Raw genomic sequence first — 10002 nt, forward strand, 5'->3', positions numbered from 1 at the left:
TTCTCCTAATCTCACTCACTTTTTAAGTTTATTTATTTTTTCTTATTGAAAACATTTTCTAGCAGTTTTTGTGCTTCTTAAGCGAGGTATTTAAGATACTTGTATGTAAATGTAAGAACTGTAGCTTTGAAGAAGAGTTTTTTATTTTATTACTCATTATCGAAGATATTGTCCATCCAAGTATAATCTTCGTCATTACAATTCTTATTTTCAAGATTGGAAGAGGAAACATTTGATTGAGTCTTTTCAGTTTTGATTGGGACAACCATTGATAGTATAGTAGAAGAAAGTTGCGTAGACTCTTTTTCAGAGGGAGATATTTTTTGTAATTGATTATTTAAATGCTTCGTCTTCTCTAAACTCTCTTTCTTTTTTCTATTTTTTATAATTTTCTCACAAAGTTTTTGATGAAGACGATTAAGTTCAGGAATTTGTATGAGTTTGATTTGTTTGAACATTTCTCCATAAGATAGAATACGTTGTTTTCCTATGTTATTAATATCTTGAGAAATTTCATCAATTAGCGTGATTCCATAAATCTTATTTTTTATAGGAAAAGCAAGAAATAGCGCGACGATAATAGAGAGTAATATAATAGCCACGCTAATGCTGAATAAACTCCAGTTATAATTTAAAATAGCATAGCTAGCGAGTGCAGTTGCTCCTAAAGCTAAAAGTATTGTTAAAGTAAAGCATACAATAGATCGTGTTACGAAAAGCTTTCTACAAGTTTCCCATGGAACTGGAGTCGTAATTTTATTAGGAGTATATAAAAATAGCTCTTCTATTTGTTGATTTTGTGTTTGGGATATTTCTAAGGAAGGTATTAGGGCAGAGGTCACAATAATTTATTACTTTCTTTCAGGAAATTCCGTACCATCGTGTTTTCTTAAGCTTATCTTTCTCTACTTGACTGATGTTTCTATAGATGGGTGAACTTCTTTTTCAATTTTTATTTCTTGGTCTAATTCTAATGCTGCCGAATACAAACATTTTTGAGCATCCTGAACGAGCTGCATAGAAAGAGAAGGTGTTGTTTGGCTTTTTACCAGAGTTAATGTTCGTTCTGCCTCTGAAGGAAAAATATTTACCCATTCAATAAGACTTGCAAAAATTACGATACAGGTAATAGCAATAATTGTAAGGATAACTCCTGAAATAATTTCTAAGATACTTTGTGTATAATATCCGAAACATAAAATTACTATGCTTCCAATAGCGATAAGAATTAGAAGAGCTATAGCAAATGCGTAGGTGTTTAGGGATTTATTTACTAGAATATCAACCTTTTTTTGAATGGTTGCAGTACCCTTATTTATAGTAAATAACTCGGAGTTTTCTGAGGGAATTGATGTCAGAGTATAGTCTAACGATACACTAGTTGTCACAAGTAATTTCTTGATTATTTATAGGGGTAAACTTAAGGAACTAGTTTTTTTATTTCAATTAATAAGCTACTATATCTATTCAAATTGTTTTTTTAATTGTTTTATGAGTCAAACTGTTGTTGTTGCTATGTCCGGAGGAGTTGATTCTTCTGTCGTTGCTTATATATTGAAAAATTATACTTCCTATAATGTCATCGGGTTGTTCATGAAAAATTGGGAAGAAAAGGCCCAAGGTGATGTTTGCCACTCTGCTCAAGACTACGAAGACGTTGAGAAAGTTTGTTCTCAGCTAAAGATTCCGTACTATACAGTATCTTTTATTCAAGAATATCAAGATCTTGTTTTTTCTCGTTTCGTGAGAGAATATTCTTTAGGGTTCACTCCTAATCCAGATGTCTTGTGCAATAGAGAGATAAAATTTCGTTTGTTACAAAAAAAAGTCCAAGAGATCGGAGGAGATTTTCTTGCAACAGGGCATTATTGTCGTTCGTATTCAGATGCTTCTGGAGTTTGTTTGTTGCGGGGATTTGATCGAGAAAAAGACCAAAGCTATTTCCTTTCCGGAACACCAAAGGAAGCACTAAGTAATGTGTTGTTCCCCTTAGGAGATATGAAAAAATCTGAGGTTCGAGCGATTGCAGAAGAAGCTGGTCTCTCTACTGCAAGAAAAAAAGATAGTACCGGAATTTGTTTTATTGGAGAGCGCCCATTTAAAGAATTTTTAGAACAATTTATTCCCAATAAAAAGGGTGATATTATTGACTGGGATACTAAAGCTATTGTCGGAGAACACGAAGGAGCCCATTATTATACTATAGGTCAACGGCGAGGTCTTGATCTCGGTGGTTCTGAAAAGCCTTGTTATGTAGTCGGAAAGGATATGAAACATAATATAGTTTATATCGTCCGTGGAGAGGATCACCCTTCGTTATACAGACTGGAATTATTTGCAAAAGAATTAAATTGGTTTGTTAATCCTCGAGAATTACATACTTGTTCAGCACAAATTCGCTATCGTTCTGAAGATGAACAATGTGTTGTGAATCTCGTCTCCGAAGATCGAGTCAGTGTACGTTTTGTACAACCTGTAAAGGCTGTTACTCCAGGACAAACGATCGCCTTTTATCAAGGAGATCGTTGTCTAGGAAGTGGTGTGATTGATATTCCTATGAGTCCGCATTCTGTATAGAGACTGAAGCCTCTTTTACTTGAAGATCCTCTTCTTTTTCAAAAGCCACACGATCCTCAACTAAAGTTGCTCGGAGTTTTCGAGCTTCTTGACGACAAGATTCTTTGAGCAAAAGCTCGGCTAAAGGATCTTCAAGGTATTGTTCTATAACTCGACGTAGAGGGCGTGCTCCCATTTCCGGAGAATGTCCTTTAGCGACCAGGAAAGAAATAACAGAATCTGGAATGTTCAGTGCCATCTGATAGTTTTTCAAACGAGTATCAAGCTTGCTAATTTCTAAATGAATAATTTGGGATAGAGAGTCCTTTTCTAAAGGTCGGAAAATAACACTTTCATCTAAACGATTAATGAATTCTGGTTTTAGATGTTTCTTCACAGCATTTTCTATTTTTTCTTGAATGACCTTATAGTCCATAGGAGATCTAAAACCAAAACCGATTTCACCATTTTTCTTAATAAGATCTGCTCCTAAATTTGAAGTCATGATGATAATCGCATGACGGAAGTCAATTTTTCTTCCAAAAGAATCAGTAAGGCGGCCTTGCTCTAAAATTTGAAGCATCAAATCCATAATATCTGGGTGTGCTTTTTCTATTTCATCGAAAAGAACGACGCAGTAAGGACGTCGACGAACTTGTTCCGTCAGATGACCACCTTCTTCATGACCAACATAGCCTGGAGGAGACCCCATCATTTTCGTGGCAGCAAATTTTTCCATATATTCAGACATATCGACCTGAATAAGAGCGTCTTCACCACCAAACATTTCTATTGCGATTTGTTGTGCCAATAAAGTTTTCCCTACACCTGTTGGACCAAGAAATAGAAAAGATCCTGTGGGACGATTTGGATCTTTGATTCCTGTTCTAGAACGACGAATTGCTCTACAAATACTAGCAACAGCCTCATTCTGACCTATGACTTTCTTCTGAAGTGTGTCTTCAAGTTTTAGAAGCTTCTCACTTTCAGCTTCTGTTAGTCTCGCAGAAGGAACACCTGTTTGCAAGGAGACAACCAAGGCAACAGCTTCTTCATCAACAGGAACTTGATGCTCTTCTTTGTGATTTTCCCACTCCTGCTTCATATTTTGTAATTTTTCTCGTAACTTCTTCTCTTCATCACGAAGACTTGCTGCTTTCTCGTATTCTTGAGTGCCGATTGCTTGTTCCTTGGCAACTCGAGCATTTTCTATTTCTGTCTCAAGTTTCATCAATTCAGTAGGTTGACCCATAGTATTGACTCGAACACGAGCTCCCGCCTCATCCAATAAATCAATAGCTTTATCTGGTAGAAACCTTCCATGAACATATTGATCTGATAGAGTTGCAGCAGCTTTTAGAGCTTCTTCGGTAATGAATACGTTATGATGTTCTTCGTATTTTTTCTTTAATCCACGTAAGATATCTATGGTCTCATCTATGCTAGGAGGCTGAACTATAATTTTTTGAAAACGACGCTCCAAAGCAGCATCCTTTTCTATGTGCCTACGATATTCATCAATGGTTGTTGCTCCAATACATTGAATCTCCCCGCGAGCAAGAGCTGGCTTCAAGATATTCGAAGCGTCAATAGCTCCTTCAGCAGCCCCAGCTCCTACAATTGTGTGAAGCTCATCAATAAAGAGAAGGATATTTCCGTGCTTACGAACCTCATCCATGACAGCTTTAATGCGTTCTTCAAACTGCCCACGATATTTTGTTCCAGCAATCATTAAAGCTAAATCCAAAGTAATCAAACGTTTTTTACGTAAAGCTTCAGGAACCTCTTTAGAGATGATCTTTTGAGCAAGTCCTTCAACAATTGCTGTTTTCCCTACACCAGCTTCTCCTATCAAAACTGGGTTGTTTTTTCTTCTGCGGCAGAGAATAAGTATCAGCCTTTCTACTTCAGAAGAGCGTCCAATAACAGGATCTAATTTCGATTCACGAAACATCTCGGTTAAGTCGTAACCATAAGCTTTCAAAGCTGATAGCTTTTCATTTTTATCTGAGCCCAAACCATGACCTAAAGACGACTTTGAAGAAGATGGTGATGACGAGGAACTCCCTCGAGAAGAAGATGATGAAGATGGGGGAAGTTGCAGATTGAATGTTTCAAGTTCTTTGAGGATTTCTTTTCTTACTTCTCTAGGATCTATACGAAGATTTTCTAATACTTGAAGTGCAACACCGTCAGTTTGATTTAAAATTCCCAAAAGCAGATGTTCTGTTCCAACATAATTATGTTCTAAGATTCCCGCTTCTTCATTTGCAGATTCAAAAGATTTTTTTACTCTTCCTGTTAGAGCAGGATCCCCATAGATTTGGATCTCAGGTCCATAACCAATCAATCGTTCAACTTCTTGTCTAGCAATGTCAAAATCTATTCCAAGATTACGCAATACATTGACAGCTACGCCTTGGCCTAATTTAAGCAGACCTAGTAGAATGTGCTCCGTACCTAGATAGTTATGATTTAGACGCTGGGCTTCTTTCTTGGCCAACTTAATGACTTGTTTAGCTCTGTTAGTAAACTTCTCAAACATAAAAACCTAAAAGATCGGATAGAACTTTCCTTAAGCAAAGCATATACGAAATTTAAAATAATGATGCAACTTTTCGATCTAATCAAAAAAACTCTGAACTTTATAAGACTGTTGGAAAGTAGTACACAAACTTCTGAATATGCTACAATATCTTCAATTCTTAATGGGAAGATATTTTTTTAATAAAGTTTATTTTATGAAAATTCGAATTGTGGATTCAGGAAAAGGTTCTGCAGGAGCTCATATGGCCAAAGACGAACGTTTATTAAATGAGCTGAAAGATGGTGAATTGATATTGCATCTTTATGAATGGGAAAGTTCTTTGCCTTTGACCTATGGACATTTTATGCAGCCAAAAAAATTTCTTGTCGAAGATTTCCTTTCTTTGGGGTTGGATGCTTCAAAGCGTCCTACAGGTGGCGGCTTTATTTTTCATAATAGAGACTACGCTTTTTCCTTGCTAATGTCTTCTTCTTTTCCAGGCTTCTCTCACAATGTATTGGAAAATTATCTTAGAGTAAATAGTTTGGTTCTCAAAGTTCTTCATAAAGTTTTTCATATATCGGGATCTTTAGCTGAGCAAGAAGAATCTTGTTCGCAAAAGAAATCTGGAAATTTTTGTATGGCGAAAACTTCGAAGTATGACGTGTTGTTAGGATTCAGAAAAGTTGGTGGTGCTGCTCAACGTAAGGTACAGCAAGGCTTTTTGCATCAAGGATCATTATTTTTATCTGGAAATTCAAGAGAGTTCTATAAGCGATTTCTCCTCTCTGAAGTTTTCCAAGAGGTTACTGATGAGATAGAAAGACACGCTTTTTTCCCCTTAGGGATAGAAGCTTCTTCTCAGGATCTCAGCGCTGCTCGAAAGGATATAAAGGAATCGTTTATTCAAATTATTTGTAATGAGAATATATGAATAAATTTCGTTTGTATTTATTTTTTTTTATTACGCTCTTTCTTGTAATAGAACAGAAGACAGTTTTTACAAAAGAACTGTTATTTTCTGGAGAAGAACCTGTAGAAGTTTTAATCCATGATCATGGTTTAGAGGCATTCGAGCTATTCATGCAAAGCATAGATTCTGCAAATTACTATGTAGAGCTGTGTCCTTGTATGACTGGAGGAAAGATGCTCAAGGAAATGCTTTCCCGTCTAAATCGACGTATGCAGCAAGCACCATTACTGAAAACCTATCTTATCGTTCAACCGACTTTTATTGATGCTGAAGATCGCCAAATTCTCTCCAAGATGAAAGAATCTTGGCCTGAAAGATTTTTCTATGTTTATACAGGATGCCCTTCTTCTACTAGCTTTTTGAAACCCAATGTTATGGAAATGCATGTTAAACTTTCTTTGGTAGATGGGAAATATTTCATTTTAGGAGGAAGTAATTTTGAGGATTTCATGTGTACTCCTGGAGATCATGATCCAGAGGAAACAGATTCTCCAAGGATCACTGTAAGCGGTTTACGAAGACCCCTAGCATTCAGAGATCAAGATGTAACCTTTTGTTCTGTTTCTTTAGGAAGGCGTTTGAGAGAAGAATATCATAAGTATTTTCAGATGTGGGAACATTTTGCAAATCATCTTTGGTTTGAAGATGATCCCGAAACCTTTGCAGGATTTTGTCCTGAGCTAACAGAGGAACAGGCTTCAGCAACTAGTTGCGCAGCTTTTGATCAGAATCCAGAAGTTGTTAGTGTTCAGCCTTCACAAATACGAATTATTTTTAGTGGTCCCCACGAAGGGCAGCCAAACCCTATTACGGAAGAATATTTACGGTTAATTCGCTCAGCACAGTTTTCTTTACAACTTGCACATATGTATTTTGTTCCTAAGAAAGAGATCGTTCAGAGCTTTATTGATGCTGTAGAATCTCGAAGTGTTAGTCTAGAAGTTGTTACTAATGGGTGTCATGAGTTGAGTCCAAGCATGACAGGAGCTTATGCTTGGGGAAATCGGATGAATTATTTTGCTGTTAGCTTTGGAAATTACTCTTCTTTATGGAAAAAGCCTTTTTGGATAGGGAAAAAAGCGTATCCAAAGGTTTCTTTTTATGAATTTGCAGTTCGCGAAACGCAATTACATAAGAAATGTATGATTATAGATGAGTCAACTTTTGTTATAGGAAGCTATAATTTTGGTATGAAAAGTGATGTTTTTGATTATGAAAGTATTGTAGTTATCCATTCTCCAGAAGTTGTTGAAAAAGCTCAAAAAGTATTTAAAAAAGATAAAAAACTTTCTAGGAAAATTTCTGAAGAAGATATTTTCTCCTGGTATTTCCATCCTGTGCACCATGTTGTTGGACATTTACAAATTAGTTTCATGCCTTGTTAGCTAGTTGTTATTAGGACACATACTTTTTAAGTTCTTTCTATCTTAACGGGATCCCTCTTGGTTTTTTTCTTTATTATCGTTTACACTGAGTCTTCATTATCTATGTTCAGGGTGAGTCCTTGTTAGGATTTTTTTATAAACATCAGAAAAAATTTATAAGCATTGTCGTTATCAGTGTTTGTGTTTCTGGTCTTGGTATAGGTTGGGGACGCTATTCAGGAGGAGTCTCTAATAGGGAGGCTCGATCTCGAAATATCGTGTTCACTACAGCATCTGGAAAGAAATACTTTGAACACGAATTTTCAGCTTTTAAAAAATTTTTCGCAAATGAAGCATATCCCTTTACCGGAAATTTTCGTGAATGGAATTTTATAAATGAGGGATTGATAACAGAACGTTTCTTAACAACAAAATTAGGAGAACAGCTTTTCTTCAAAGTCTATGCTCAAGGTTTTCCTGCCTTCTCTCAAGAGAAAAACTACCAACCTTATCGGCGATTTGATGCTCCATTTATATCTTCTGAAGAAGTTTGGAAATCTTCAGCTCCAAGTTTGTTTGAGGCTTTCAAAGCTTTTCAAGCTATAGAAAACCCTGTTTCATCTGAAGGTTTTGCTGCTAGAATAAAATTATTTTTAGAAGAACGTAAGTTTCCTCATTATGTTCTCAAACAAATGTTAGAGTATCGTAGACAAATGTTTGTCCTACCTCAAGACCAAACTTTATTCCAAGGTAAAAATCTTCGTTTGTTTAGTTATAATAATCTCCAAGATTGGCTTGGTGAGCCTTATGTGTCTGCTGCAGTTGAGGCTTTGATTCGTTTCATTGATGAGAAGAAAAAAGATATAGCCTATCCTTCTCTTCAAGAAGCTAGAGAAGACTTCTATGACAAAGCAAAGCAGGCCTTTACAAAATTAAATAAACATGTAGGGCTTTCCATAAATTTTAATCAGTTTGTTTCCTCATATTTTCAATTTTTAGGTGTATCAGAAGCTCAATTTTTCAAAATGTATCGTGATATTCTTTTGTGTAAAAGAGCCTTTCTTCAAATGCGGGGTGGTGTATCGTTTGATTATCGCCCTTTAAATGAGTTTTTCACTATGGGAAGAGATGCTTCCCATCTGGAGTTATTCCGTCTTCCTAAAGAATATCAATTTAAAACACAGCAGGATTTAGTAGCTTTCGAAACGTACTTACATCTTGTCGGATCTCCAGTGAAAAATCCTCTTGATGTTCCTCATTTTTTATTGCCAATAAAAATGATAAAAGCAAAAGAGCCTCGCTTGATTGGTCGTAGGTTTTCTATTCAATATAGAACTCTTCTTTTACAAGACTTAGAAGCCAAAGTGCCTATGATGGAAGTTCTTCAATGGCAACAAAACCCCGATCATTTTCACGAGATTCTTCAAGAGTTCCCAAAAGCAGAGACTTGCAAATCACATAAAGATTTTCAACAGTTAAAATCCTCTATACGCAATAAAATCTATGCTTTCACAAGAAAAGCAATCTTAAGAGCTTATCCAGAAAGAATTTTAGAAGGACTTAAAGAGTGTCCTAAAGAAAGTCGAGAAATTTTTCTCTCCACGGGGAAGGATAGTGTTCTTGATGGTATTTTAGATAGCGAAGAGTTGGCACAACTTTTATGTGAAAATGAAATTATTGAAATTTATAGCCAAGATAAAGAACGCTATTACTCTTTTCATGTAGATATGTGCTGTGCAACAGAAGAAGTTCTTCCTTATCGAGAAGTCCTGAAAAAAGAATTGGCCATGAAGTTGGTGTCTTCTCACGATTTGACGGCTCATGTTGAACGTGTTAAGCTTGCTCTAAGAAATCGGTATCCCAAAGAAAATGAAGCTACTCTTTGGCAAAGACGCTTGTGGAATTTATTAGAAGAACACAGGACAGGAACATATCAGGCGGGTTCTTTGCCTTGGAATTTAGAAAAGATTTCAAAAGTCTTTTATCGTGGAGATCCAAACCTTCCCTTACCTTTCGAAGATCTTTCTCAGTTAGAAATAGGAAAATTATCAGACATAGTTTTTGATACCGAAGGACCTTACTATTACCAATGTTTATCCCATATTGTATGTGATCACCCAGCAGGAGTGGATAAACTCTTTTTATTAAAAAGTCAGCTGGATGAAGAACTTTTTGGAAGTTATATGCAACGTTTTATTGAATAAGGAGCTGATTAATGTTGTTCTCTGACTATCATGTTTGGATCCAGCCAATACACCCTGATATTGTTCGTTTAGGTTTGTCTGAAGAAATGCAGAAGAACCTCGGTAAGATTCTTCATGTAGACTTACCTTCAGTTGGAAGTCGTTGTTCTGAAGGAGAGATTCTTGTCATTATGGAGTCTTCAAAGTCTGCTATAGAGATTTTAAGTCCTGTTTCTGGAGAAGTTATAGATATAAATCAAATTTTAATTGAAGATACTGCTGCAATTAATTCTTCTCCAGAAGAAGATGGATGGCTAGTTGTTGTGCGTTTAAATGAAGCTTTAGAAATTGGGAAATTTCTAAAGAAAGATTCTTTAAATTAGTTATGGTATTATCAAG

General features: G+C 35.9%; 8 protein-coding genes. 5 read left to right on the forward strand and 3 right to left on the reverse strand.

Going from position 1 to position 10002, the window contains the following annotated elements; all coding sequences use genetic code 11:
* Positions 1–149 precede the first annotated feature (149 nt).
* Positions 150–842 (reverse strand): hypothetical protein, encoded by a 693-nt coding sequence (locus JMS40_RS02955; protein WP_201456792.1) that lies wholly within the window; start codon positions 840–842, stop codon positions 150–152.
* Positions 843–905: 63 nt separating this feature from the next.
* Positions 906–1388, reverse strand: a complete 483-nt coding sequence (locus tag JMS40_RS02960) for a hypothetical protein (RefSeq protein WP_201456793.1) — start codon at positions 1386–1388, stop codon at positions 906–908.
* Between the two features lie 103 nt (positions 1389–1491).
* Here JMS40_RS02960 and mnmA point away from each other — a divergent pair, with 103 nt between their 5' ends.
* A complete protein-coding gene (mnmA, locus tag JMS40_RS02965) occupies positions 1492–2577 on the forward strand; it encodes a tRNA 2-thiouridine(34) synthase MnmA (protein ID WP_201456794.1) in 1086 nt (361 codons plus the stop codon).
* Here the strand turns inward: mnmA and JMS40_RS02970 are convergent.
* The gene (locus JMS40_RS02970) at positions 2555–5101 is read right to left on the reverse strand and encodes an ATP-dependent Clp protease ATP-binding subunit (protein ID WP_201456795.1); all 2547 of its coding nucleotides are present in this window, start codon (positions 5099–5101) and stop codon (positions 2555–2557) included. The two genes, mnmA and JMS40_RS02970, sit on opposite strands and share 23 nt — an antisense overlap.
* A gap of 196 nt (positions 5102–5297) precedes the next feature.
* Here JMS40_RS02970 and JMS40_RS02975 point away from each other — a divergent pair, with 196 nt between their 5' ends.
* The 4 genes from JMS40_RS02975 to JMS40_RS02990 all read left to right on the forward strand — a co-directional run bounded on the left by JMS40_RS02975 (position 5298) and on the right by JMS40_RS02990 (position 9986).
* Entirely contained in the window at positions 5298–6017 is a 720-nt protein-coding gene (locus JMS40_RS02975; protein ID WP_201456796.1) for a lipoate--protein ligase family protein, read from the forward strand.
* Entirely contained in the window at positions 6014–7441 is a 1428-nt protein-coding gene (locus JMS40_RS02980) for a phosphatidylserine/phosphatidylglycerophosphate/cardiolipin synthase family protein (protein WP_201456797.1), read from the forward strand. Before JMS40_RS02975 ends, JMS40_RS02980 begins: the two co-directional genes overlap by 4 nt.
* Positions 7442–7560: 119 nt before the next feature.
* The gene (locus tag JMS40_RS02985) at positions 7561–9624 is read left to right on the forward strand and encodes a hypothetical protein (protein WP_201456798.1); all 2064 of its coding nucleotides are present in this window, start codon (positions 7561–7563) and stop codon (positions 9622–9624) included.
* Positions 9625–9635: 11 nt separating this feature from the next.
* On the forward strand, positions 9636–9986 hold the full coding sequence (locus JMS40_RS02990; protein ID WP_201456799.1) for a glycine cleavage protein H-like protein: 351 nt from the start codon (positions 9636–9638) through the stop codon (positions 9984–9986).
* Positions 9987–10002: the final 16 nt, after the last annotated feature.

Source organism: Chlamydia sp. 17-3921 (genome assembly GCF_902705545.1).
GTDB lineage: Bacteria > Chlamydiota > Chlamydiia > Chlamydiales > Chlamydiaceae > Chlamydia.

Excerpts from the sequence above, each read along its gene's own strand:
- mnmA (WP_201456794.1), top strand. The coding sequence starts at position 1,492 with ATGAGTCAAACTGTTGTTGTTGCTATGTCCGGAGGAGTTGATTCTTCT.
- JMS40_RS02970 (WP_201456795.1), bottom strand. The coding sequence starts at position 5,101 with ATGTTTGAGAAGTTTACTAACAGAGCTAAACAAGTCATTAAGTTGGCC.
- JMS40_RS02975 (WP_201456796.1), top strand. The coding sequence starts at position 5,298 with ATGAAAATTCGAATTGTGGATTCAGGAAAAGGTTCTGCAGGAGCTCAT.
- JMS40_RS02980 (WP_201456797.1), top strand. The coding sequence starts at position 6,014 with ATGAATAAATTTCGTTTGTATTTATTTTTTTTTATTACGCTCTTTCTT.
- JMS40_RS02990 (WP_201456799.1), top strand. The coding sequence starts at position 9,636 with ATGTTGTTCTCTGACTATCATGTTTGGATCCAGCCAATACACCCTGAT.